This window comes from Micromonospora sp. NPDC047465 (genome assembly GCF_040643125.1).
In the GTDB taxonomy this organism is placed as follows: Bacteria; Actinomycetota; Actinomycetes; order Mycobacteriales; family Micromonosporaceae; genus Micromonospora.
In genome coordinates this window covers 85,840-109,754 of the sequence record NZ_JBEYTP010000013.1, presented here as the reverse complement: position 1 = coordinate 109,754, position 23,915 = coordinate 85,840, and the positions used below count along the sequence as shown (strand labels likewise).

17 protein-coding genes and 1 pseudogene are annotated in these 23,915 nt (G+C 71.5%); 11 read left to right on the top strand and 7 right to left on the bottom strand.

From position 1 onward, the window contains the following. The first annotated feature begins 18 nt into the window (after positions 1-18). Positions 19-1,257: a cysteine--1-D-myo-inosityl 2-amino-2-deoxy-alpha-D-glucopyranoside ligase gene (gene mshC / locus ABZ793_RS14740; RefSeq protein WP_357456993.1), complete on the top strand. Its 1,239-nt coding sequence runs from the start codon at positions 19-21 to the stop codon at positions 1,255-1,257. Positions 1,258-1,389: 132 nt separating this feature from the next. On the opposite strand, the gene ABZ793_RS14735 is transcribed toward mshC, so the two are convergent. Further along, on the bottom strand, positions 1,390-2,181 hold the full coding sequence (locus tag ABZ793_RS14735; protein WP_357456991.1) for a GntR family transcriptional regulator: 792 nt from the start codon (positions 2,179-2,181) through the stop codon (positions 1,390-1,392). Positions 2,182-2,307: 126 nt separating this feature from the next. Further along, positions 2,308-3,177 (bottom strand): PAC2 family protein, encoded by an 870-nt coding sequence (locus tag ABZ793_RS14730; RefSeq protein ID WP_357093678.1) that lies wholly within the window; start codon positions 3,175-3,177, stop codon positions 2,308-2,310. A 262-nt stretch (positions 3,178-3,439) separates the two neighbouring features. On the opposite strand from ABZ793_RS14730, the gene metH reads away from it, so the two are divergent. Together metH and ABZ793_RS14720 are read left to right on the top strand one after the other, a co-directional pair. Further along, complete coding sequence (gene metH, locus ABZ793_RS14725) at positions 3,440-6,955, top strand: methionine synthase (protein WP_357456989.1); 3,516 nt, start codon at positions 3,440-3,442, stop codon at positions 6,953-6,955. A gap of 264 nt (positions 6,956-7,219) precedes the next feature. Next, positions 7,220-7,912 (top strand): hypothetical protein, encoded by a 693-nt coding sequence (locus ABZ793_RS14720; RefSeq protein ID WP_357456987.1) that lies wholly within the window; start codon positions 7,220-7,222, stop codon positions 7,910-7,912. Between the two features lie 1,130 nt (positions 7,913-9,042). Here ABZ793_RS14720 and ABZ793_RS14715 read toward each other — a convergent pair. Continuing rightward, the gene (locus ABZ793_RS14715; RefSeq protein WP_357456985.1) at positions 9,043-9,570 is read right to left on the bottom strand and encodes a GNAT family N-acetyltransferase; all 528 of its coding nucleotides are present in this window, start codon (positions 9,568-9,570) and stop codon (positions 9,043-9,045) included. Between the two features lie 286 nt (positions 9,571-9,856). Between ABZ793_RS14715 and ABZ793_RS14710 the strand changes: the two genes are divergently transcribed. The 7 genes from ABZ793_RS14710 to ABZ793_RS14680 all read left to right on the top strand — a co-directional run bounded on the left by ABZ793_RS14710 (position 9,857) and on the right by ABZ793_RS14680 (position 18,273). After that, positions 9,857-10,213, top strand: coding sequence for a hypothetical protein (locus ABZ793_RS14710; RefSeq protein WP_357456983.1), 357 nt, complete (start codon positions 9,857-9,859; stop codon positions 10,211-10,213). Positions 10,214-10,670: 457 nt separating this feature from the next. After that, positions 10,671-11,111, top strand: a complete 441-nt coding sequence (locus tag ABZ793_RS14705; RefSeq protein WP_357456981.1) for a phage holin family protein — start codon at positions 10,671-10,673, stop codon at positions 11,109-11,111. Between the two features lie 112 nt (positions 11,112-11,223). Next, positions 11,224-11,403: a hypothetical protein gene (locus tag ABZ793_RS14700; protein ID WP_357456979.1), complete on the top strand. Its 180-nt coding sequence runs from the start codon at positions 11,224-11,226 to the stop codon at positions 11,401-11,403. Positions 11,404-11,714: 311 nt separating this feature from the next. Then, a complete protein-coding gene (locus tag ABZ793_RS14695; protein WP_357456977.1) occupies positions 11,715-13,484 on the top strand; it encodes a thiamine pyrophosphate-dependent enzyme in 1,770 nt (589 codons plus the stop codon). Continuing rightward, positions 13,481-16,609 (top strand): FAD-binding and (Fe-S)-binding domain-containing protein, encoded by a 3,129-nt coding sequence (locus tag ABZ793_RS14690; RefSeq protein WP_357456975.1) that lies wholly within the window; start codon positions 13,481-13,483, stop codon positions 16,607-16,609. Before ABZ793_RS14695 ends, ABZ793_RS14690 begins: the two co-directional genes overlap by 4 nt. Before the next feature lie 5 nt (positions 16,610-16,614). Then, complete coding sequence (locus tag ABZ793_RS14685) at positions 16,615-17,694, top strand: enolase C-terminal domain-like protein (RefSeq protein WP_357456973.1); 1,080 nt, start codon at positions 16,615-16,617, stop codon at positions 17,692-17,694. Between the two features lie 135 nt (positions 17,695-17,829). Further along, positions 17,830-18,273, top strand: a complete 444-nt coding sequence (locus tag ABZ793_RS14680; RefSeq protein WP_357456971.1) for a PPC domain-containing DNA-binding protein — start codon at positions 17,830-17,832, stop codon at positions 18,271-18,273. Between the two features lie 5 nt (positions 18,274-18,278). Here ABZ793_RS14680 and ABZ793_RS14675 read toward each other — a convergent pair. The 4 genes and pseudogenes from ABZ793_RS14675 to ABZ793_RS14660 all read right to left on the bottom strand — a co-directional run bounded on the left by ABZ793_RS14675 (position 18,279) and on the right by ABZ793_RS14660 (position 22,686). Next, positions 18,279-20,074: pseudogene (locus tag ABZ793_RS14675) on the bottom strand (glycoside hydrolase family 15 protein). A gap of 154 nt (positions 20,075-20,228) precedes the next feature. Further along, positions 20,229-20,480: a hypothetical protein gene (locus ABZ793_RS14670; RefSeq protein ID WP_357456969.1), complete on the bottom strand. Its 252-nt coding sequence runs from the start codon at positions 20,478-20,480 to the stop codon at positions 20,229-20,231. Positions 20,481-20,535: 55 nt separating this feature from the next. Then, positions 20,536-21,404 (bottom strand): IS5 family transposase gene (locus ABZ793_RS14665; RefSeq protein ID WP_357456967.1). Its coding sequence is split into 2 segments (ribosomal slippage): positions 20,536-20,747 and positions 20,747-21,404, totalling 870 coding nucleotides; the frame shifts between segments, so codons are not numbered across the junction. 13 nt (positions 21,405-21,417) lie between these two features. After that, the gene (locus ABZ793_RS14660) at positions 21,418-22,686 is read right to left on the bottom strand and encodes an MFS transporter (RefSeq protein WP_357456965.1); all 1,269 of its coding nucleotides are present in this window, start codon (positions 22,684-22,686) and stop codon (positions 21,418-21,420) included. A gap of 73 nt (positions 22,687-22,759) precedes the next feature. On the opposite strand from ABZ793_RS14660, the gene ABZ793_RS14655 reads away from it, so the two are divergent. Next, positions 22,760-23,647 carry a LysR family transcriptional regulator gene (locus tag ABZ793_RS14655; RefSeq protein ID WP_357456963.1) on the top strand — a complete coding sequence of 296 codons (888 nt, stop codon included), beginning with the start codon at positions 22,760-22,762 and terminating at the stop codon, positions 23,645-23,647. Positions 23,648-23,915 lie beyond the last annotated feature (268 nt).

The window sequence follows — 23,915 nt, the reverse complement described above, 5'->3', positions numbered from 1 at the left end:
CTGGTTAGGCTGACGGTCATGGACTCTTGGGTGGGACACGAGGTGCCGCGGCTGCCGGGCAGGGGCGGGCCGCTGGCGTTGTTCGACTCGGCGCGGCAGGGCGTCCGGCCGAGCGAGCCGTCCGGCACCGCGACCATGTACGTCTGCGGCATCACCCCGTACGACGCGACCCACCTCGGCCACGCCGCCACCATGATCGCGTTCGATCTCGTACAGCGGATGTGGCGGGACGCGGGCCTCGAGGTGCGCTACGTGCAGAACGTCACCGACATCGACGACCCCCTGCTGGAGCGGGCCGAGCGCGACGGCGAGGACTGGAAGGTCCTGGCGATGCGCGAGACGGCGCTGTTCCGGGAGGACATGGAGGCGCTGCGGATCATCCCGCCGGCGCACTACGTGGGCGCGGTCGAGTCCATCCCCGACATCGCCGAGAAGGTCCTCGTGCTGCTCAAGGAGGGGGCCGCGTACCGCCTGGAGGACGGCACCGGCGACGTCTACTTCGACATCGCCGCCACGCCCCGGTTCGGCTACGAGTCCAACCTGAGCCGCGAGCAGATGCTGGAGATCTTCCCCGAGCGCGGGGGCGACCCCGACCGGGCCGGCAAGCGCGACCCGCTCGACCCGCTGCTGTGGCGCGGCGCCCGCGAGGGCGAGCCCTCCTGGCCGGGCGGCGACCTGGGTTCCGGCCGCCCCGGCTGGCACATCGAGTGCGCGGTGATCGCGCTCAACCTGCTGGGCGATCGGATCGACGTGCAGGGCGGCGGCAACGACCTGATCTTCCCGCACCACGAGTGCTCCGCCGCGCACGCCGAGCGGCTCACCGGCGCCGCGCCGTTCGCCGACCACTACGTGCACGCCGGCATGATCGGCCTGGACGGCGAGAAGATGTCGAAGTCCCGGGGCAACCTGGTCTTCGTCTCCCGGCTGCGCGCGGACCAGGTCGACCCGATGGCGGTCCGGCTGGCACTGCTCTCCGGGCACTACCGCGCCGACCGCACCTGGACCGACGAACTGCTGGCGGCCGCGCAGCAGCGGCTGGCCCGCTGGCGGCAGGCCGCCGCCGCGCCCGCCGGCCCGTCGGGGGAGGCGTTCCTGGCCGGCGTACGCGCCCGCCTCGCCGACGACCTCGACTCGCCGGGCGCCCTGGTGCTGGCCGACGAGTGGGCCGTGGCTGCCCTCGCCGGCACCGCGACCGACCCGGCCGCCCCCGCCCTCTTCGCCGACACCCTCGACGCCCTCCTGGGCATCCGCCTCTAACCCAGCCCTCGCTCCCCACGCCCCGGTCCCGACCGGCGATCTTGCACTTTCGGCCCTCGACGCGCGGCGTGTGTCCGCCTTCCCCGGGCGGCAGGTGCAAGATCGCGGTCGGGCGAGGCGGGAGGGGCGGCGTCAGCCCAGGACCAGCCCCGGGTCGGGGTCCGGGTCCGGGGTAGGGGAGGGGATCTTGTAATCCTCGGTCAGCGTGGTGACCGGGCCGGGCCAGGTCGCCTGGGCGACCTCGATCGGCTTGCGGTGGCCGTCGTACGCGACGTGCAGCAGGTGCAGCACCGGGGTGTCGGGACGGATCTGGAGGATCTCCGCCTCCTCCCGGCTGGGCTGGCGGGCACTGATCGTGTCGGTGGCCGAGACGTACCGCCGGCCGGTGGCCTCCTCGGCCTCCTGGTAGAGCGGCCGGCCGAACGCCTCGGCGCGCTCCAGGGACGTGCCGGCGGTGTCGGCGGGCAGGAACCACGAGGCGCCCACCTCGACCGGCGAGTCCTCGGTGCGGACGAGGTGGCGCCGGCAGAGCAGCTCGGTGCCGTCGGCCACGCCGAACGCGTCGGCCACCTCGGGCGGGGCGGGGGCCCGGCCGACCGAGACGAGCTGCTGCCGGTACCGGGCGGCCAGGTCGGTGTGGTAGCCGCGGAAGCCGCCGTACCGGCCCCGGGAGAGCCGGTTGAGCCGCCGCCGCGTGCCCCGGACGTACGTCCCGGAGCCGGGCTTGGTGATCAGGATGCCCTCGACCCGCAACTGGTCGACGGCCCGTTGCACGGTCTGCTTCGCCACGCCGAACATCTCGGCGATCGCCGGGATGGACGGCAGCCGCTCGCCGGGCCCCCAGTCGCCGCGGCGGATCTGCGCCTTGAGCTGCGCGGCGATCTGTCGGTGCGGGAACTCGGCCGCCCCCGGATTGATCTGCATGCCCGCCTCCTCGATCACAGCTAGGTTCCTAGGATGCCGTAGAGGTGGTGACGGCGCCACCCCGGACACGCGGAAAGGGCCCCGGACGACATGCGTCCGGGGCCCGGGGCGGGCAGGGGAGAGGCGCTACCAGGAGCCGGCGGTCGGACCGGCGGAGCCGCCGCGGCGGCGCAGGTACTTCTCGAACTCCTGGGCGATCTCGTCGCCCGTCAGCGGGGTGATGCCCGCGTCGCCGACGCGTTCCTCCAACTCGCGCACGTACTCGCCGAGCTCGGCGTCCTGCTCGGCGGCGCTGCGCACCCGCTGCTCCCACTCGGCGGCCTCCTCGGCGAGGTCGGCCATCGGCACCGGCAGGTCGAGCACCTCCTCGACCCGGTGCAGCAGGGCCAGGGTGGCCTTCGGGCAGGGCGGGTTGTTGGCGTAGTGCGGCACGTGCACCCAGAACGACACCGCGTCGACCTCGGCGCGGTTGCAGGCGTCGTGCAGCACGCCCACGATCCCGGTCGGGCCGTCGTAGCGGGTGGGGGTGAGCTGGTAGCGCTGCGCGGCCTCCGCGTCGGAGGCGCTGCCGCTGATCGGCAGCGGCCGGGTGTACGGCACGTCGGCCAGCAGGGCGCCGAGCACGACCACCCGCTCGACCTCCAGGCTGTGGCAGATCTCCAGCACCTGCTCGCAGAAGGTGCGCCACCGCATGCTCGGCTCGATGCCCCGGATCAGCACCACGTCCCGTTCGGTGCCCTCGGGGCTGGCCACCATGAAGCGCGTGGTGGGCCACTCCACCCGGCGGGTCTCGCCCTCGGCCATCGTGATGGTGGGGCGGCTGACCTGGAAATCGTAGAAATCCTCCGGGTCGAGCTCGGTGACCTGGCGGGCCTGCCACACCTGCTCCAGGTGCTCCACGGCGGCGGTGGACGCGTCGGCGGCGTCGTTCCAACCCTCAAACGCGGCGATCGCCACGGGGGACCGCAGCACCGGCAGTCCGTCGAACTCGGTCACGCCGTCACCTCACCCTGCTCGTCGGGGGCGGTGCCGGGACCGTACCCGGTCGCCCGCCCGCCGGGCGTGGTGCTGTCGCTGTAGTCCTTCACGTCCGTCAGCCTACGTCCCGGCGCGGGAAGCGGCCCGTCGGCCGCGCCGGTCGGGCCCGACGTCGGCCGGTCATAGCGCGATGAACCGGACGGCGTGATCCCGCTGACAGAATGTGGGAAGACAAGCACGGGGGAGCCCATCGGGTCGCGGCGGCACTAACCTGAACCCCGTGCGGACCTCATTGCTCGACGTGCTGGCAGACCGGATCCTCATCGCCGACGGCGCCATGGGCACGATGCTGCAGGCGGCTGACCTCACCCTCGACGACTTCGAGGGCTACGAGGGCTGCAACGAGATCCTCAACGTCACCAGGCCGGACGTGGTCCGCGGGGTGCACGAGGCGTACCTGGCCGCCGGCGCGGACTGCGTCGAGACCAACACCTTCGGGGCCAACCTGGCCAACCTCGGTGAGTACGACATCCCGCACCGCATCCGCGAGCTCTCCGAGGCGGGGGCGCGGATCGCCCGGGCGGCCGCCGACGCGTACGCCACGCCGGAGCGGCCCCGGTTCGTGCTCGGATCGATCGGTCCGGGCACCAAGCTGCCCACCCTCGGGCACGCCGCCTACGCGACCCTGCGCGACGCCTACCAGGAGAACGCCGAGGGCCTGATCGACGGCGGTTCGGACGCGCTGATCGTGGAGACCTGCCAGGACCTGCTCCAGGTCAAGGCCGCGGTGGTCGGCTCGAAGCGGGCGATGGCCCGGCTCGGCCGGACGGTCCCGATCATCTGCCACGTCGCCGTGGAGACCACCGGCACCATGCTGGTGGGCAGCGAGATCGGGGCGGCGCTGGCGGCCGTCGAGCCGTTGGGGGTCGACCTGATCGGGCTGAACTGCTCGACCGGGCCGGCCGAGATGGGCGAGCACGTGCGCTACCTCTCCCAGCACTCCCGCATCCCGCTGTCGGTGATGCCGAACGCGGGCCTGCCGGTGCTGACCGCGGACGGGGCGTACTTCCCGCTGACCCCGGTGGAGCTGGCCGACGCCCTGGAGCGGTTCGTCACCGAGTACGGCGTCTCGCTGGTCGGCGGCTGCTGCGGCACCACCCCCGAGCACATCCGGGTCCTGGCCGAGCGCCTGCACGGCACGGGCCCCGTACCCCGCGAAGCGCGGCACGAGGCGGGGGTGTCGTCGGTCTACCACCCGGTGCCGTTCGCCCAGGACGCCTCCCTGCTGATGGTGGGGGAGCGGACCAACGCCAACGGCTCCAAGGCGTTCCGCGAGGCCATGCTCGCCGGCGACTGGCGGGCCTGCGTGGAGATCGCCCGTAGCCAGGCGCGCGACGGCTCGCACCTGCTGGACCTGTGCGTCGACTACGTCGGCCGCGACGGCACGCAGGACATGCGGGAACTCGCCGGCCGCTTCGCCACCGCCTCCACCCTGCCGATCATGCTGGACTCGACCGAGCCGGCGGTGATCGAGGCGGGGCTGGAGATGCTCGGCGGGCGGTGCGTGGTCAACTCGGTCAACTTCGAGGACGGCGACGGCCCCGAATCCCGGTACGCGCGGGTGATGCCCATCGTCAAGGAGCACGGAGCCGCCGTGGTGGCGCTGCTCATCGACGAGGAGGGGCAGGCGCGGACCGCCGACTGGAAGGTGCGGGTCGCGGGCCGCCTGATCGAGGACCTCACCGGGCGGTGGGGGATGGACCGTGCGGACATCCTGATCGACGCGCTGACCTTCCCGATCGCCACCGGCCAGGAGGAGACCCGGCGCGACGGCATCGAGACGATCGAGGCGATCCGGGAGATCGCCCGCCGCTACCCGGGCGTCAACTTCACCCTCGGCATCTCCAACGTCTCCTTCGGGCTCAACCCGGCCGCCCGGCAGGTGCTCAACTCGGTCTTCCTGCACGAGTGCCAGCAGGCCGGCCTGACCAGCGCCATCGTGCACGCCAGCAAGATCCTGCCGTTCAACAAGATCCCCGACGAGCAGCGGGAGGTGGCGCTGGACCTCGTCTACGACCGGCGCCGCGAGGGCTACGACCCGGTGCAGAAGTTCATCGAGATCTTCGAGGGCGTGGATGCCGCGTCGGCGCGGGCCGGCCGGGCGGAGGAACTGGCCGCGCTGCCGCTGGAGGAGCGGCTCAAGCGGCGGATCATCGACGGCGAGCGCAACGGCCTGGAGGCCGACCTGGACGCGGCGATGGCGCAGGGGCGCAGCCCGCTGTCCATCATCAACGACATCCTGCTCGACGGCATGAAGGTCGTCGGCGAGTTGTTCGGCTCGGGCCAGATGCAGCTGCCGTTCGTGCTCCAGTCCGCCGAGGTGATGAAGACCGCGGTGGCGTACCTGGAGCCGCACATGGAGACCGCCGAGGACGGCGGCAAGGGCCGCATCGTGCTGGCCACCGTGCGGGGCGACGTGCACGACATCGGCAAGAACCTGGTCGACATCATCCTGTCCAACAACGGCTACGAGGTCGTCAACATCGGCATCAAGCAGCCGATCAACGCGATCCTGGAGGCCGCCGAGCAGCACCGGGCCGATGCCATCGGCATGTCCGGCCTGCTGGTCAAGAGCACCGTGATCATGAAGGAGAACCTGGCCGAGATGGCCTCGCGCGGGGTCGCGGAGCGCTGGCCGGTGCTGCTGGGCGGGGCGGCGCTGACCCGGGCGTACGTCGAGGACGACCTGCGGGAGATGTTCCCCGGCCAGGTGCACTACGCCCGGGACGCCTTCGAGGGGCTGTCCCTGATGGACCGGGTGATGACCGCCAAGCGTGGCGGGGCGCCCGTGGTCGACGCCGAGCGGGAGGCGGCCCTGGCGGCCCGCCGAGCCCGCCGTGAGCGGCAGCGGGCGATCGTCAGCGAGGCGCTGCCGGCGCTGGACGACGCCTCGGTCCGCTCCGACGTGGCCACCGACGTCGAGGTGCCCGCCCCGCCGTTCCTGGGCACCCGGGTCGTCAAGGGCGTGCCGCTCGCGGACTACGCGGCGCTGCTCGACGAGCGGGCCACCTTCCTGGGGCAGTGGGGCCTGCGCGGCGCGCGGGGCGGCAAGGGACCGTCCTACGAGGAGCTGGTGGAGACCGAGGGTCGGCCGCGGCTGCGCTACTGGCTGGACCGTCTCATCGCCGACCAGGTGCTCGAGGCCGCCGTCGTCTACGGCTACTTCCCGGCGTACGCCGAGGGCAACGACCTGGTGGTGCTGGACGAGAACGGGCACGCCGAGCGGGCCCGGTTCTCGTTCCCCCGGCAGCGCCAGGAGCGGCGGCTCTGCCTGGCCGACTTCTTCCGCCCGCGCGGCGACGAGCTGGACGTGGTGGCGTTGCAGCTGGTCACCGTGGGCCAGCCGGTCAGCGAGTACGCCGCCAAGCTGTTCGCCCGCAACGAGTACCGCGACTACCTGGAGGTGCACGGGCTGTCCGTGCAGCTCACCGAGGCCCTGGCGGAGTACTGGCACCGGCGGATCCGGTCCGAGCTGACCCTGCCGGGCGGCCGTACCGTGGCCGACGACGACCCGGCCGACCTGGCGGGGCTGCTGCGCACCGACTACCGGGGCTGCCGGTACGCGTTCGGCTACCCGGCCTGTCCGGACCTGGAGGACCGCGCGAAGATCGTGGAGCTGCTGGGCGCGGATCGGATCGGCGTGCAGTTGTCGGAGGAGTTCCAGCTGATGCCGGAGCAGGCCACGGACGCGATAGTGGTGCACCACCCGGAGGCGAGCTACTTCAACGCCAAATAATCGGGGCAAGTGCTCTGAGCTTTACTTTCACCCCCGCTGAGGGTCGCCGAGCCATGATCATGCCGTTTCCAGGCCGGCCTACAAGCATGGTTGGCGCCGAACACCCATGGCGGTTTGAGACTCGGCGATCAGCAAGCGGCTGGCGAGTGTGGGAGGCGGACTTGCCGAACTGTTCACGCCGGGCGCCTATCGAACGGGTGTGCGAGCCGCCGGCCGCCGGTGATGTCGGGCTCCACTTGATGCGTTAGGGATCAGCGTCGGGTGATGCGTGACACCGATGGCCCAGATAGCGTCGGACCGCCACTCAACGCGATCGGATCTGTAGAAAGCCGGGAGGCCGCCCGGTCGCTGGCGTTGAAGGACAACGGAGTGCTCTCGGACTACCAACAGCAGTTGCGGGCGACGTTTCTGGCCGCCCCGGTCGTCGCGCCGCCAAAGCCATGGCGGCACCTCGCCCAGACGCGGTGCTACATACCGGTGGGCGGGTTGCAAGGCGTCGGCTTCGGTGTCCACCCGCAGACCGGAGTAGACCTGCTAATGGTCGTCTCGATGGACGGCTTTGGCCTGATCGATGCCACAACGGGCGCGAAGATCGCCCGGGACCGTCACCCCAACCCCGATGACGCGGAACCGTCCGGGCCAGAACTGGCCTGTCCGGGCATCGGTGTGTTGGCGGGCACGCGGGTACGCATCGCCGGGTTGTTCGGCGGCGGCCTACACGCCACGACCGACGACGGCTGGACCATCGACGTGGTGGCGCCCGAGTGGCCAAACGATCGCATCCTGTTGTCTGCCGACGGCGGTGCTTATCAGGGCCCACCGGGCACTACCTGGTGGCACGTCTTCCATTCCGACTACTCCGAACTGCGTGCCGCCGGATTCTCCCCGTCCGGCCGCACTCTGGTGATCGCGACCAGCAGCGACGTGACACTGATCGTCCGCCCCGAGTCCGCCTGACCGCATGGGTCACGGCGCGCAGCGAAGCACCTCGGCAGAGCGTCACGCATCATCTGACGTCAACCTGTCGCGCATCAAGCGGAGTACGACAGCCGGCTGCCGGTGATGTCGGGCTTCACGTGATGCGTGACAGATCGATGTCGGATGTTGGGTGACACCTTCGGCTAGACGATCACGAAGGGGTGGCCCATCCCTCGCCTGCACGGCCTTGCCCACTTGGCAAGAGAGACTGGGCCACTTCCGGCACCGGTTCCGGGAGCGGGCCATTCTGGAGGTCACCGAGGCACCGGCTGGCGAAGGCGATCCAACCTCTCGTCGGGGGCGGCACCCAGTTCGGCCGGATCGACGGGTTCTCGGCCTGAGCCGACAGCCAGATGCCATGCGCACTCTCGCCAGCCGCCGTCCTAGTCACTGGCGGCAACCGATGGGTAAACACCTTCCGGTCCGGGTCGTACCGCATCCGCACCTCGCCCGGATAGTCCGTCGCAGAGACCCCGTAGCTGAGCGTTACCACAATGGCGGCGAGGCCTGGGCCCGTCTCGTCCAGCCGGACGACCACCTCGGGCCGCTCGGGCGGGTCCGGCGGTGTACAGGAGAGTGGATCCACTCGGCTTGGGGCCGCGACCAGTGACCGGATTCCGGGTACCCGTTGTGCCGCCGTCCCGATGGGGTGGCCGAGGTGGAAGGAGACACCACGGGCACCGGGGTCGGTGACGGCGTGGGGGTGCCGGCGCGTGTGCCCCCCGCCGCGTGCGGAGACATCGTCGTTGCCGGGAACGTGCCTGGTGGCGCGGTGCCATCTCGCTCTTGGTCGAAGCAGCCAGACAGGACGGGCAGTAGGAGCAAACAGGCCACGACGGCTACGCCCTGCCGTCGGCGCAGCACGGCGGTGATCGGCATGCGGGGAGCATAGAGGCGGGCCTGCCCCGTTCACCGACCTCGGTCACTGGGAGCAGTTGAGATTCCCGACGCTCCGCAGTTCGATCACGCTCAACTCCATCGGCACTCGCTTCAAGGCGGCCCTTGACGGGCCGTACGCGCCGCCGCCTGGGCGCGCGCCGGCCGCCATCCCTCGGGCAGAGTCTTCCGGATGACTACCGCGCCCGTCGATGGTCGAGCAGGGACCAAGATCATGCCGTTTCCAGGCCGTCGGAGGGGAACCCGCAGCGCCCATTGTTGACCCACGAACCGGCCAGTTGATCATTTGTTCCGCACGGCCAAGCCGGCTCGCGCACCATGAACACGTCCACCGGATCCTCGGTCTCGAGCGTGAATCCGTGCCGTTCGTACAACCGCCGGGCCGGACTGCCCTGCAGCACGTTCAGCCGGACCAGGGTGTCGTCGCGGTCGCACTGCTCCAGCAGCCGGCGCAGCACGGCCGTTCCGATGCCGCTGCCCTGCAGGTGCGGGGCCAGGTAGAAGTGCTCCAGCCAGTGGGCGTCCTCGGCCGGCCGCAGCGACACACAGCCGGCGAACGCGCCGCCCACCTCGATCACCCAGGTGTGCGCCGGCGCGAAGCCGTTCCGCAGCCGCTGCCGCACCCGTTGCTCGTCGTACCGCCCGAGCCGTTCCAGATCCGCCCGCAGCACCACGGCCCGCAGTTCGGCCACCGCCTCGACGTCCGCCACCGAAGCCGGTCGCATCTCCCAGTCCGTCATGATTGCCAGGCCAGCGACCCGAGCTTCGCCCACTCTCGGCGATCCTCTGGCTCCATGAACCTGCCATTGAACGCCTTCCAGGTCGCCTCGAGGGCCGGCTCACCCCGGCCATCCAGTACCAGTTCAACAATCAAGACCAGCCGTTAGCTTGGCACTCTCCTGCCGCTGGCAGAGCCGGTAACTCGGAGGCGTGTCAGGTCCGTCTGTCGGCACGTGCCTCAGCACTTGGCCGAGGCCGACCGCCAGTGTGCGAGAGGACCGGGCGAACGACGCCTACCATGAGCCGATGATCGAGCAAAGCCAGCGACGCGTTCCTATGCCGGTCGCCGCCGCCTCCGTGACTTTGCTCGTGGCGGCCGCGCTCCCGGCATCGATGATGTTTACGAGTGGTCGATCCATGGCCACCGGGTTGATAGGGGTGCTTCTTCTCCTGGCATTGGCTTACGGCCTGTGGCGTGGTAGCGGGCGGGCCCGGTTTTGGACAACGGTTTTCTCGACCGCCAGCATCGTGTACGGCGTCGTCGCGATCGCCAAGGCTGACGCGTTGGGGCTGCTGCAGATCGTTGGTGCGTCAGTCGTCGTCGGCCTGTTGCTGGTGCCCGCATCCCGGCGGTGGTTTCACGACCGGCCGGCGGAGGAGTAGTGGCCGGCCGGTCGTCAGTTGGGCGTGCGGTCCGCATCTGAATCCGCAAGAGGTCAACGGACGGCGGGGGAGCGGTGCGAGATGTCGAAAGGTGTTTCCGCTGCTAGGACCCCGCCCGCTCAGGTCGTCCGGGTGGGACAGGTTGATCTCATGATCCTCGGTCGCCGTGCTTGTTGCGTGCCCGTTAGCAAGGGAGCCGAGGTCAACGGCGGTCAGCTCCAAGACGTGCCGCCCAGCGTGGCGAGGCAGGTCATGCCAGGTCACTGCCGAGCGACTTCCGCCCGTGTCCACGCTTCCTGAACCGTTCGGCTGTACAGCCACTGCTCCGCCCGGTCCCTCCGGGAGACCGCCTGGCTTGTGCTGCGCGGTTCCCCAGCCGCCGCGGTGGGACGGGAGCGAATGGGGGCGCTGTTTCGGGGTACCCGACCGGGCCGAGACGAGCCGAGGGGGAGGCCCGATGGGCATGGCGAACCAGCCCGGGGATGGCGGCCGACCAGCCAGTCCCACCGACCGCCTGGCCGAGGACGTGGCCGAGGTGGTACGCGAGGAGGTTCGAGCGGTACGCACGCAGCTCGCGGACGCCGCCCGCCCGGCCGGGCTCGGCTTCGTGCTGCTGGCCGCCGCCGGAGGGTGTGCGGTGCTGGCTGTCGGGGCGGCCTCGGCGACCTCGCTGCGCATGTTGGAGGCGTTCCTGCCGCGACGGCTGGCGGCTGCCGGGATGACCGCCGGGTACGTGGCCGCTGCCGTGTTCCTCGGCGCCGCGGGCCTGGAGCGGCTGCGTGCGGCGGGCGGAAGGTCCGCCCGGCTGGCGGACGAGGTACGCGACGCGGTGACCAGCACCGCCGGCCGCGTGGTGCCGGCCGGTTCCTCGGCCGTCCGCGACGAGCTGAGGCGTTGAACCAGATCCGCAGCGGATCGGCCGTAGCGCTGGTTCTCGGCATCGTTGCCGGGCGGAGCGTCGGGTACGGCCGGCAGGATGCGGGGCCGCGTAAAGGAATGGACGGTGGGCGATGAAACGGAGCCGGATCGACGACGTGATCGTCGGAGGGATTGGTGACGCCGCGGGCACCCTCGTCGACCCCCGGAGAGGACTCGGCCAGCTGAAGTCGTCGGTCTCCGGTAAGCAGATCGCCCTGGTCCTGGCGGGTCTGGTCCTCGGCCTGCTGATCTCGCGCCGCCGCCGCGGCTGAGCGGTCGCGGCCCGCCCGGTTCTGGCTGAGCTGCACCCTGCCGCACCCGGTCGGGGGCGATCGGCGGTGAACTGTCCGGTGGACAGCCGGGCGAGCTGGTCTGGGGTCGCGACGGAGGCGATCCTGCTCCACCTCACCGCCGTGGCCGCCGCCCACGGGTCTTCGTCCGGCGGCATCCTCCCGGCATGTCCCGACGCTCTGCCGAAAACGTCAGGTCGGACGTTTGCCGCGAATCGTCACGGGTAGCTCGCGACGGATCGGATGTCGGGTGGCCGTCCGGGACCGCGGGGTACGGATTCAGGAGGCGTGACGTGCAGGAGATCGTAGGCGAAGGCCTTGCCCGACGACTGGTGGAGTGGGGCGTCGACACCGTCTTCGGCCTCCCCGGCGACGGCATCAACGGCCTGATGGAGGGCTTTCGTCGGCAGCGGGAGAGGCTGCGGTTCGTGCTGGTGCACCACGAGGAGGCGGCGGCCTTCATGGCCACCGGGTACGCCAAGGCCACCGGCCGGATCGGGGTGTGCGTCGCCACCTCCGGGCCGGGCGCCATCCACCTGCTCAACGGGCTTTACGACGCCAAGCTCGACCACGTCCCGGTGCTCGCCATCACCGGCATGCAGGAGACGTCCGTGCTCGGCTCCCACTACCAGCAGGAGGTACACACGGCGCTGCTCTTCCAGGACGTGGCGGAGGCGTACAACCTGATGGTCACCAACCCCCTGCAGGTGCCCGGCGTGGTCGACATCGCCATCCGGCACGCCCTGGCGCGGCGCAGCGTCGCTCATCTGACGTTCCCCAACGACGTGCAGGTCGCCGCCGTCGGCGAGGATCCCTACCGGCACGTCAGCCCGGGGGTGCCACCGGCGAGCAGCGCCGTGGTGTCGCAGCCGCCGGTGGCGCCGGCGCAGGTCGACCTGGCCCGGGCGGCGGAGGTGCTCAACGCCGGGAAGAGGGTGGCCATGCTGGTGGGCGTCGGTGCCCGCCACGCCCGGGACGAGGTGCTCGCGGTGGCCGAGGCGCTGGCCAGTCCGATCGTCAAGACGCTGCCCGGCAAGCTGGTGGTGCCGGACGACCATCCGCTCACCACCGGCGGCCTCGGCCTGCTCGGCACGAAGCCGAGCGAGGAGCTGATGGAGGAGTGCGACACCCTGCTGATGGTGGGCACCTCGTTCCCGTACGGGAAGTACCTGCCCGCGCCGGGGCAGGCCAAGGTGGTGCAGATCGACATCGACGCGAGCCTGATCGGCCTGCGCCTGCCGGTGGAGGCGGCGGTGACCGCGGACGCGAAGCTGGCGTTGCAGCAGCTGCTGCCGATGCTCCAGGCCCGCTCGGACCGGTCCTTCCTGACGAAGTACCAGCGGGCGCGGGACGCCTGGCGCGCGGACATGATCGCCCTGCAGGACCCGGGGCGGGATCCGATCGCCCCGCAGTACCTGATCAGCTGCATCGACGCGGCCGCCACCTCGGACGCCATCCTCACCTGCGACTCCGGCACGATCGCCACCTGGGCGGCGCGGCACTGGACCATCCGCGGCGGCCGCGAGTTCTACCTCTCCGGCAACCTGGCCACCATGGCGCCGGGCCTGCCGTACGCGATCGCCATGCAGCACGCGTTCCCCGGCCGGCAGGTCATCGCGTTCGTCGGCGACGGCGGCTTCGCGATGTTGATGGCCGAGTTCCTCACCGCCGTGCGGCACGAGCTGCCGATCAAGGTGGTGATCAACAACAACAACTCGTACGGCCAGATCCTCTGGGAGCAGATCGTGCTCGGCTACCCGGAGTACGCGGTGCGGCACCGGCAGCCCGAGGCCGACTTCGGCGCGTGGGCACGGGCCTGCGGTGGGTACGGCGTGAAGGTCACCGACCCGAAGGCGGTGCCGGACGCGATCCGTGGGGCGTTGGCGCATCCGGGCCCGGCGCTGGTCGACTGTGACGTCAACCCGGACGAACCGCCGATGCCCGGCAAGGTCCGGTACGAACAGGCCAAGCACTTCACCGAGGCGTTCCTGCGGGGCCAGCCGCACAAGGTCGCCACCCTCGCCACCGTGGCCCGAGACAAGATCAACGAGCTGCGGTCATGACCCGGCGAGTCACCGGCACGGCACGCAGGGCAGCTCCGGCCGCGGAGCCGGTGTCCCTGCCCGGGCCCGTCCTGCGGCCGCCCGAGCCGGCGTACCACGCCGACCTGGCCGCGCTCGCCGCGGACCTGCGCGCCGAGGTGGACGGGGAGGTGCGCTTCGACGCCGGCTCGCGGGCCGCGTACGCCACCGGTGGTTCCAACTACCGCCAGGTGCCGCTCGGCCTGGTGGTGCCCCGGACCGTCGAGGCGGCGGTGGCCGCGGTCGCGGTCTGCCGCCGCCACCGCGCGCCGGTGCTCTCCCGGGGCGGCGGTACCAGCCTGGGGGGACAGGTGACCAACGTGGCGGTGGTCATCGACTGGTCGAAGTACTGCAACCGGCTGCTGGAGGTCGACCCGCAGGCCGGCACCTGCCTGGTGGAGCCCGGCATCGTGCTCGACACGCTCAACGAGTTGCTGGCACCGCACGGGCTGGAGTTCGGGCCGCGCCCGTCCACCCACAGCCACTGTGCCATCGGCGGGATGATCGGCAACAACTCCTGCGGCTCCAGCGCGCAGCGCACCGGCAAGGTGGTCGACAACCTTGTCGAGATGGAGGTACTGCTCTACGACGGCACCCGGATGTGGGTCGGCGAGACCAGCGACGAGGAGTACGCCGAGATCGAGCGACGGGGCGGTCGGCAGGCCGAGATCTACCGCCAACTGCGGGCGCTGCGCGACGAGTACCAGAGCGACATCCGCACCCGCTACCCGCGCATCCCGCGCCGGGTCTCCGGATACAACCTGGACAGCCTGCTGCCGGAGAAGAATTTCCACGTCGCACAGGCGTTGGTCGGCTCCGAGGGGACGCTGGTCACCGTGCTGCGGGCCCGCTTGATGCTGGTGCCGGTGACACGGGCCAAGTCGATGGTGTTCCTGTCGTACCCGGACATCGCCGCCGCCGGAGACGACGTGCCGCGGGTCCTGCCGTACGACCCGATCGCGTTGGAGGGGCTCGACGACAAGCTGATCAACTTCGAGAAGCGTAAGCACCTGCACCCGGAGGCGCTGCACAAGCTGCCCGCGGGCGGCGGCTGGCTGATGGTGCAGTTCGGTGGCGACACCCGCGAGGAGGCCGACGCCGCGGCCGAGCGGATGATCAACGATCTGTGCCGCGACGGCGGGCCGACCGCGCACCGGTTCGACGACGAGGCAGACGAGCGCCAGATGTGGCTGGTCCGCGAGTCCGGACTCGGTGCCACCGCTCGGGTGCCGGGTGAACCCGACACCTGGGAGGGCTGGGAGGACTCGGCCGTCGCTCCCGAACGGCTCGGCGACTACCTGCGCGATCTCGACGCGTTGTTCCGCGAGTACGGCTTCGAACAGGCCTCGCTCTACGGGCACTTCGGGCAGGGCTGCGTCCACACTCGCATCCCGTTCAGGATGACGACCGCCGAGGGGGTGCGGCAGTTCCGCTCGTTCGTCGAGCGCGCCGCGGATCTGGTGGTCTCCTACGGGGGCTCCTTCTCGGGAGAGCACGGCGACGGGCAGTCCCGCGGCGAACTGCTGCCGAAGATGTTCGGCGACCGGCTTGTCAGCGCGTTCGGGCAGTTCAAGGCGATCTTCGATCCAGACGACCGGATGAACCCGGGCAAGCTGGTGGCCTCCTACCCGCTGGACAGCCACCTGCGGCTCGGCGTCGACTACAACCACGGCCAGGTGGCGACCCACTTCCACTATCCGAACGACGACGGCAGTTTCGGCCGGGCGGTGCTGCGCTGCGTGGGCGTCGGCCAGTGCCGGCGACCGCACGGCGGGGTGATGTGCCCGTCCTACATGGTGACCCGGGAGGAGGAGCACTCCACCCGGGGTCGGGCGCGCCTGCTGTTCGAGATGCTCGACGGCACCGCCCGCGGCGGCACCATCGCCGACGGTTGGCGCTCCGAGGCGGTCCGCGACGCGCTCGACCTCTGCCTGGCCTGCAAGGGCTGCAAGTCCGACTGCCCGGTCAACGTGGACATGGCGACGTACAAGGCGGAGTTCCTGTCCCATCACTACCAGGGCCGGCTCCGGCCCCGCCCGCACTACTCGATGGGCTGGCTGCCGGCGGTGGCCGCGGTCGCCGCCCGGGCGCCCCGGGTGGTGAACGCGCTGGCCCAGGCACCCGGGCTGAGCCGGATCGCCAAGCTGGCCGGCGGCATCGACCAGCGCCGGGAGATCCCGGTCTTCGCTGCCGAGACCTTCCAGCACTGGTTCGCGGACCGCTGGCCGACCGGCGACGGCTGGCGCGGCGAGGTGATGCTCTGGCCGGACACCTTCAACAACCACTTCCAGCCGGGCATCGCCCAGGCGGCGGTGGAGGTGCTGGAGGCGGCGGGCTGGCGGGTCCGGGTGCCGGAGCAGCCGGTCTGCTGCGGGCTCACCTGGATCTCCACGGGACAGCTCGGCATGGCGAAGAAGGTGCTGCGGCGGACGGTGGAGGTGCTCCGACCCCACCTGCGGGCCGGCACCCCGATCGTGGGGCTGGAGCCGAGCTGCACCGCGGTGTTCCGCAGCGACGCCCGGGAACTGTTCCCCGGCGACGAGGACGTACACCGTCTGCGGCAGCAGACCGTCACCCTGGCCGAGCTGCTGCACGACCACAGCCCCGGGTGGCAGGCGCCGAAGCTGCCCGCGCACGCACTGATCCAGACCCACTGCCATCAGCACGCCGTCCTCGGCACCACCGCGGACCAGGCGGTGCTCACCGATGCGGGGGTCCAGGCCGAACTCCTCGACTCGGGCTGCTGCGGGCTGGCCGGCAACTTCGGCTTCGAGGCGGGGCACTACGAGGTCTCCGTGGCCTGCGCCGAGCGGGTCCTGCTGCCGGCCGTCCGGGGCGCCGCCGACACGGACGTCATCCTGGCCGACGGCTTCAGCTGCCGTACGCAGGTCGAGCAGAGCGCCACCGGCGGTCGCTCCGCGATCCACCTCGCCGAACTGCTGCGGGCCGGCCTGCGTGGTGAGCGGGTGACCGCCCGCCCCGAGCAGCGGTGGGGGCAACGCCCGCAGCGGACCTCCCGGGCTGCCCGCGTACTCGCCACCAGCCTCGTCGGGCTGGCCGCGCTGGCGCCGGTCGCCGCGCTGGCCAGCCGCCGCCGGGGGCGGTGACGGCGGTGCGGCTGAGCGCGGCGGCGTACCGGGTACCGACCGACGCGCCCGAGGGCGACGGCACCTTCGCCTGGGACAGCACCACCATGGTGCTGGTCCGCGCGGAGGCCGACGGTCAGGTGGGCACCGGCTGGACGTACGGGCCCGCGGCGGTGGTTCCGGTCGTCACGGACCTGCTCGCGCCCGTGGTGGCCGAACTCGACCCGGACGACGTACCGGCTGCGTGGTCGGCCATGCGGCGGCGGCTGAGAAACGCCGGACGGCCCGGAGTCGCCGGCTTGGCGCTCTCCGCAGCCGACTGCGCGATCTGGGACCTCAGGGCCCGCCGGCACGGCCTGCCGCTGGCCCGGCTGCTCGGCACTGCCCGCCGGCAGGTGCCGGTCTACGGCAGCGGCGGATTCACCACCTACGACGCCGAGCGGCAGCACCGGCAGCTCTCCGGCTGGGTACACGACGAGGGCATCCCACGGGTGAAGATCAAGATTGGCGAGTCCGGGGGCACCAATGCGCCGCGGGACCTGGCCCGGATGGTGGCCGCCCGACGCGCCATCGGCGACGACGCCGAGTTGTACGTCGATGCGAACGGCGGGTACCAGCGCAAGCAGGCGGTACGGATGGCCCGGGCCGCGGCCGACCTCGACGTGCGCTGGTACGAGGAACCGGTCAGCTCGGACGACCTGGTCGGCCTCGGGCTGGTCCGCGACCAGGTGCTGCCCGACGTCGCGGCGGGGGAGTACGGCTTCGACCTCGTCTACTTCCATCGGATGGCCCCGTACGTCGACTGCCTGCAGATCGACGCCACGCGGTGCGGGGGCATCAGCGAATTCCTTCGGGCGGCGGCGGTGGCCGCCGCCTCGGGCCTGGAAGTGTCCGCGCACTGCGCGCCCCACCAGCACCTGGCCGTGGCGGCAGCGACGCCGAACCTGCGCCACATCGAGTGGTTCCACGACCACGTCCGGATCGAGGCGATGCTCTTCGACGGTGCGGTGTCCGCGGCGGGAGGCGGCGCCCCGGTGCCGCTGGACCGGCCGGGCCACGGGCTGGAGCTGCGTGCCGCCGAGGCGGAGCGGTACCGGGTGGGCTGAGGCCGCGCCGGAGAGAGGAAAGGGTGCGATGGACGCGACGACGGCGGTGCCGGCCTGGCACACCAGTGGTCGCCCGACCGGTCGGGGCAGCACGGTGACCGCCCGGCCGGCCGGCTGGCGGCGGGACGGTCGGCGATGAGGGCGCACGAGATGCACCACCAGACCGGACGGGTCCTCGTGGTCGTCTGCGACAAGGGGGAGGAGGCGGTCGAGGCCGTGGGGGCGGCGCTGCGCGAGCATCGGATACACGCCGCCCGGGTGACCGCCGTCGGCGGCTTCGCCGACGCCGAGGTCGGCTGGTTCGACCGGGAGACCGGCGACTACCAACCGATCCCGGTACGCGAGCAGGTCGAGGTGCTCTCCCTGCTCGGCGACGTTGCCGAGCAGGGCGGGGAGCCGGCGCTGCACGTGCACGCGGTGCTCGGCCGCGCCGACGGCAGCACCGTGGGCGGGCACCTGCTCCGGGGCCGGGTGTGGCCGACACTGGAGGTGATGATCTCCGAGGTGGCGCCGGAGTTGGCCAAGCGGGTGGACCCGGAGACCGGGCTGGCACTCATCTCGGGCACGGGCGGCGGGTAGACCGCTCAGCCGGGCGATGGGCAGGGTTCCGCCTGACCCAGGTTTACCGCCGTCTCCAACATCAGCGCGTGCACGAACGCCTGGGGCAGGTTCGCGCGCAACTGCCGCTGCTGCACGTCGTACTCCTCGGTGAAGAGGCCCGCCGGGCCGCAGGCGGCCCGGCTACGCTCGAACCACCGGTTCGCCCCCACGATGTCGCCGGCCTGCCAGGCGGCCATCGCGGCCGCGAATCCGCAGAGCAGGAACGCTCCCTCGGCGTCCCCCAGTGGGCGGCTGTCGGGGCGGAACCGGTACAGCTATCCGTCGCATTCCAGCTCCGCCAGGATCGCCCGCCGGGTCGCCTCGGTCCGCGCGTCCCCTGCCGGCGCCGCGCCCCGGATGCCGGGGAAGAGCAACGCGGCGTCGACCCGCCCGTCGTCGTACGCCCGCTGCCAACGCCCGGACGGATGCTGCCCGTGGGCTGCCGCGTCGGCGAGGATCGCATCGGCCAGGGCCAACCATCGTCCTGCCTGTCCGCCCGACGCGACCCCGGCCGCCGCGCGCAGCCCGGCCACACAGATCAGCTTCGAGTGGGTCCACTGGCGGGGCGGCAGTTCCCAGATGCCGGAGTCCGGGTCGCGCCAGCGTTTCCCGATGATCCGGGCCGCCAGCTCCAGCGCCTGCCACGAGGCCTGGTCCAGCCGGTCGTGCCGCCCGGCGACGGCCAGCAGCAGCGTCTCGCCGAGGACATCGAGCTGGAACTGCCCGCGGACCCAGTTGCCGACCCGCGGCGGCGCCCCTGGATAGCCGGCCAGGTAACCCAGCTCCTCCTGGTCGGGGACCGGGTCGCCGTCAACGGTGTAGGCGGGGGAGAGCCGATCGCCGTCGGCCAGCACCCGTTCGGTGAGGAACGCGACGGCGTAGTCCAGCAGGTCGTACCGGCCGATGAGCGCCGACGCCCGGCCGGCGAAGGTCTGGTCCCGCAGCCAGGCGTACCGGTAGTCGAAGTTGCGCCCGGCCAGCGCCCGCTCCGGCAGTGCCGTGGTCGCCGCCGCCACCATCCCCCCCCGCCGGGCTGGGTGAGGCCGCGCAGCACAACGTACGCGAAAACCGCGTCCCGCTGGGCGGGGCCGCCGGCCAGCGGGGGCGCCAGCTGCCGCCAGGTGTATTCGGTCGTCCGCCACAGCTCGAAGGACTCAGGCGGCGCCTCGTCGAGCGGGTGGGTGGCGATCTCCAACACCAGATCGTGCCGGCCGCCCGCCGGTACGGTGATCTCGCCGCAGAGCGGGCCGTCCTCGGTCCGGCCGAGCATCTCGCCACCGCTGTGCCGCAGGTGCAGCCTGCCCGAGCGGGCCAGCCAGTGTGGGCCCTCCCGCCGTACGTCGCGCATCGGCTCGCGGCCGAAGTCGGCCCGAGGATCCAGCCGGACCCGGACGACCGCCTCCCGGTCCACCGCGCGGATCTGGCGCAGCAGCACCACCCGATGCTTCTCGCCGGGAAGAAAGAGCGCCTCGCGGCACTCGATGATCCCGTTCGTGGTCACCCAGCGGCTCACCCACACCAGGGAGGCCGCTTCGTAGTGCCCTCCCCAGACGAACCGCGGGTTCGCCGGGGTCACGAGGTAGTCGCCCCGGCCGCCGATGAGCCGGCTGAAGAGGGGAGGGTCGGCCCAGCCCGGGGCGCAGAGCCAGCTCACGTTCCCGTCCGGACCGACGAGCGCGCCGCGGCGCCCGTCGGCGAGCAGCGCGTACTCCCGCAGCACATGGGGCCCGCGATCGGCAGCGGCCTCCGGTCCGTTCGGCTCATCGTCGCCCCCGCGCACCGGCCGCACCTCCCACCTGCGTCGCAGGGCCTACCCGCCCCGCCCGCCCCTACACCCTCCGCTCAACTCCCGACTACCCGGTCGCGCAGCGGGTAGCCCTGGGTCTGCGTCGATGGCTACGTGCGGCTGCGGCACGGGTCGGTCTCGGTCTCGACTACTCGTAGACGCAGGCCGCCCTGAGGATGTCTGCGACCAGCGACCAGGTGGGCTGCTCAGGCAGCTCTCGGCCTTGGTCGCGTGCCCAGCCATCCATGCTGCCGATCCAGCGGGACGCGGCGTCGAGGTACCGGGGCAGGTCGACGTTCTCCCAGTAGTCCGGAGGCGTAGCCGACGCCTCGGCGAGCGCCCGAACGTAGGCCGCCAGATCCTCGCGGCTCGTCACCGCGCCAGTGTCGTTGAGATCCATCAGCGGATGATCGCTTAACTGTCAAAGGGGTTCGCCCTAGAGCGTGTCCTGCGAATCAACGTAGCCAGAGCATGATCGCGGCGATGACAACCAAGGACCGGTAGTAGACGGCCCGTTTCGCATACCTGGTGGCCAGGCCCCGGAACTGCTTGAGCCGATTAAAGCACCGCTCCACGACGTTCCTGCCCTTGTATGCCTCGGCGTCGAACCCGACAGGGCGCCCGCCCCGGGAGCCCCGGCGAAGCCGGTGGGCGGCGTGGTCCTTTTTTCAGGAGAGACCAGTCGGATCCCGCGCTTCCTGAGGGCACGGCGGGTGGCGGGGCTGGAGTAAGCCTTGTCGGCCAGCACGCAGTCTGGTCTATTCCTCGGTCGCCCGGGGCCGGAGGTCTTGACCCTGACCTGGTCAAGCAGTGGCAAGAGCTGGGGGTTGTCCCCGGCCTGCCCGGGCGTGAGCAGCACGACCACGGGCAGACCTCGGGCGTCGGTGGCCAGATGGATCTTGGTGCTCAGTCCGCCGCGCGAGCGGCCGAGGGCCTCCCCGGGTTGCGCGAGACCCTCGATCTCGGCTGCGTGGCAGGCCCCCGTTTTCCGGGCGCCGGCCGCGTGCTGGTGTGCACGCACCACCGTGGAGTCGATCGAGAAGATCCATTCGATCTTCCCGGCGTCGCCCTCACGGGTCTGGACGTGGGCGAGGATGCGGTCCCAGGTTCCGTCGGTGGTCCACCGCCGCAAGCGTTCGTGCAAGGTCTTCCAGGGCCCGTAGCGTTCCGGGACGTCCCTCCAAGGTGCGCCGGTGCGCAGCTGCCATAGGATGCCGTCGACGACCTGCCGGTGGTCGCGCCACTGCCCGCCCTTGCCGGAGGCAGGCAGGAGGGGGCCGATCAGGTCCCACTGTTCGTCGGTGAGGTCGTCACGCCCAGTCATGTCGTGCTCTTCCTCAGGAACTGGTGCGTGCGCCTTTTGCCACGGTCCCGCGCTGTACCCGCCAACGCTCCTGCCCCGCGATGGCCTTGTCGCGGGCCTTCCAGGCCCACAGTGCCCCGCCTGCTGCGGCCAGCACCTGGGCGAGGCCGGTAGCGACCAGGACAGGGCCGGTCCCGGCCCACCCGATGAGCGCGCCGCCGACGAGCAGGCCCAGGGAGGACCCGCCCGAGTGCAGGACGGTCTGCACGGTGAACGCCGCCCTGCGTTCCGCCCCGGTGGTCTGCTCGCTGATCAGAGCGTTCAGGGCCGCGATCCCCCACGGCATGGCCACCCCACCCACCGCTGCCAGTGCGGCGATGACGGCCAGGCTCGGCGCCGCCGTGGGGAGTAGGACGAACGTGGCCCCGAGCACGACCCAGGAGACCACCATCAGCGGCACCCGTGGCAAGCGGTCGATGACCAGCGGGACCAGGAGCGAGGTGATCACGGAGGCGGTCCCGTACCCGCTCATCCCGGCAGCGATCAACGCGCCGGGCTGGCCGTGCTCGACGCCGAGAACGGCCAGGCCCAGGCTGAACCCGAACCAGCAGACCCCGCCGACCCCGGCCATGAGGACCCCTGCGGCGACCTGAGGGTAAGACCGCACCACGTCCAGCGCAGAAACACCCTCGGGCGTCTCGCCCTCCGGGGTCGGCTCGTGCCGGTGGGCTGCGGGTACTGCGAGCATCACCACGGCCGCCAGAGCGACGACGAGGGCCTCGCACCACAGCAGAGGCTGCGCGCCCCACGCGACGACGAGCCAGGCCCCGGCGGGCGGGGCGAGGATCATTGAGACCCGGTGGGCCAGGTCCTGCCAGGCCAACCACCGAGCCGAACCTGTCTGGCCGCCCTGGGCCACGTGCTCGTCGGCAAGGTCGGCAACCAAGGCCCGCTGTGCCGGCCCCAGCAGCGCGCCCGCTGCTCCGGTCACCAACCCGGAGGCGCACAACGCGAACACGCCGACCTGCCCAGCCAGTGCCGCCACCGGCACGACGGCCAGACCGGCAGCGTTCACGGCCATCACCGCTGCCAGGGCCCGTCCGGAGATCAGCCGGTCGCGCAGTCCCCGGCCCCACCACCCCACCGTCAGCAGGGGCAGGCCGGCCATCCCACCGACCAGCCCGGTGGCCCAGACCTCGCCAGTCTCGGCCAGTGCGACCAGGGGCAGGGCAACCGCGGTCATGCGGGTCCCGATCCAGGTCACAAACGTGATCACGGTCAGCAGCAGCAGAGATCTTCTCACGTCCTCGATCCTGCGTGGGCAACGTCACCGCAGGTAGAGAACACTCGGCGAAGCCTGCTCATACACTGCGGGCATGACCTCCCGCCTGAGCATCGAGGACCTGACGCTGGCTGAGGCCGTCGCCCGCCACGGCTCGGTCGGTGCGGCCGCGAAGGAGTTGCTGACCACCCAGCCGTCGGCGTCCCGTCGGTTGGCGGCCCTGGAACGCCGACTCGGGACCCGGTTGTTCGACCGTGACACGACAGGGGCTCGGCCTACCCCGGTCGGGAGGGAACTGGCCCGTCAGGCTGCCCGCCTGCTGGCCGAGATCGATGCGCTGCCCGACCAGGTCCTGGCGGCCACCACCGACGCGCCCTCTCTGGCCGTCGGCACGATCCAGGCCCTTGCTCCGATCGTGTTCACCGCCCTGGCCGTCGAGCTGCCCGGCGTGACGGTCCATCCCGAGGTCGACCACGGGCCGGTGCTGGTTCAGCAGATCCATGACGGCCTGCTGGACGCCGCGATCATCTCGATCGCCGAGCAGACCAGCCTGCCCCGCGGGCTGCAGCGCACGCTCCTTGGGGTCTCGCCCCTGGTCCTGGTCCTGCCCGAAGGAGCAGCACCCCCGCGGGAAGGAAAGCGGCCGCTGGCAGGTCAAACGGTGCTCTATTCCACGATCAACCTGGCCGGTGAGATTGTCCGAGCCAAGCTCTCCGCCCTCGGAGCCGCTCCACAGCTCGGCCCCACCATCGAGGCCACCCTCCGTATCGCCTGCCACCGCCAGACTCCGGCTCTCGTGCCGCTCCTGGCAGCCCGCTGGTGGGCCAATCCCGGCGACCAGCTATTGCCCTCCCCAGTACCGGGCCAGGTCACGATCTCTCTGATCACCCGGCCACCCCAGCCCGCTGTCCTAACCCAAGCTCTGCCGGGCATCACCGAGGGGATTCTCGGAGCCAGCCCTGATTCACAGGACACGCCCTAGCCCTCCAAGGCCCTCCCACAAGGCCGTGACGATCGCGGGATCCCGGAGCACCGCCGAGGGCAGGCGGTCGCTGCCGCGCCGACTCGCGGCTTGCCACCGGATACCGGGGTCTCGGCAGGGTACTTACCGGGGCGGGCTCCAGCGTCACTCTTGTAAACGGACTCGTGGTGCAAGCTCTGTCGACGTCAGCGAACGACACACCGAGTTTCACAAACCCGCGGTGTCCCGCCGGCGGCATCTTCCTCTTGTAGCGAATCGTCACGACGAT

Bases quoted from the DNA above. Each gene is read 5' to 3' on its own strand.
- ABZ793_RS14720 (WP_357456987.1), top strand. From the start codon at position 7,220: ATGCGTGACACCGATGGCCCAGATAGCGTCGGACCGCCACTCAACGCG.
- ABZ793_RS14735 (WP_357456991.1), bottom strand. From the start codon at position 2,181: ATGCAGATCAATCCGGGGGCGGCCGAGTTCCCGCACCGACAGATCGCC.
- ABZ793_RS14680 (WP_357456971.1), top strand. From the start codon at position 17,830: ATGAGGGCGCACGAGATGCACCACCAGACCGGACGGGTCCTCGTGGTC.
- ABZ793_RS14715 (WP_357456985.1), bottom strand. From the start codon at position 9,570: ATGACGGACTGGGAGATGCGACCGGCTTCGGTGGCGGACGTCGAGGCG.
- ABZ793_RS14710 (WP_357456983.1), top strand. From the start codon at position 9,857: ATGATCGAGCAAAGCCAGCGACGCGTTCCTATGCCGGTCGCCGCCGCC.
- ABZ793_RS14655 (WP_357456963.1), top strand. From the start codon at position 22,760: ATGACCTCCCGCCTGAGCATCGAGGACCTGACGCTGGCTGAGGCCGTC.
- ABZ793_RS14670 (WP_357456969.1), bottom strand. From the start codon at position 20,480: ATGGATCTCAACGACACTGGCGCGGTGACGAGCCGCGAGGATCTGGCG.
- ABZ793_RS14705 (WP_357456981.1), top strand. From the start codon at position 10,671: ATGGGCATGGCGAACCAGCCCGGGGATGGCGGCCGACCAGCCAGTCCC.
- mshC (WP_357456993.1), top strand. From the start codon at position 19: ATGGACTCTTGGGTGGGACACGAGGTGCCGCGGCTGCCGGGCAGGGGC.
- ABZ793_RS14700 (WP_357456979.1), top strand. From the start codon at position 11,224: ATGAAACGGAGCCGGATCGACGACGTGATCGTCGGAGGGATTGGTGAC.
- ABZ793_RS14690 (WP_357456975.1), top strand. From the start codon at position 13,481: ATGACCCGGCGAGTCACCGGCACGGCACGCAGGGCAGCTCCGGCCGCG.